General features: G+C 58.5%; 1 pseudogene. It reads left to right on the top strand.

Features of this window, described 5'->3' with window-relative positions:
- Positions 1-84: 84 nt before the first annotated feature.
- Positions 85-323, top strand: a pseudogene (locus PUR61_RS45030) (hypothetical protein); the annotation flags it as partial.

The raw sequence follows: 323 nt of genomic DNA, 5'->3' as shown, positions 1-323 counted from the left end.
GTGTGGTTGTGGGGGGGCGTGGTTTTTTTTCCCCCAACATCGCGCTTTCCCTGTTGGGGGCGGGGTGGGTGGGGTTGGGGGGGGGTGTTGGTGTTTTTTTTTTTTTTTTGTTTTTTTTTTTTGTTTTTTGGGGTTTTTTGTGTTGTTTGTTTTTTTTTTTTTTTTGTGTTTTTTTTTGGGGGTTGGTGGGGGGTGGGGGGGGTAGGGGGGCGGGGGGTTGGGGGTTACGGTGGGGTGTTTGCACACTTGGTCCGGGGGGGGGGGGGGGCCGCGTGGGGGGGGGGGGGCACCGCGGGGGGGCCCCGAAGTTGGTGGGGGGTTCC

The sequence above is a fragment of the Streptomyces sp. BE20 genome (genome assembly GCF_036322525.1).
In the GTDB taxonomy this organism is placed as follows: Bacteria; Actinomycetota; Actinomycetes; order Streptomycetales; family Streptomycetaceae; genus Kitasatospora.
The sequence above is the reverse complement of the archived record's forward strand: the minus strand, read 5'-3'. Positions and strand labels throughout refer to the sequence as shown.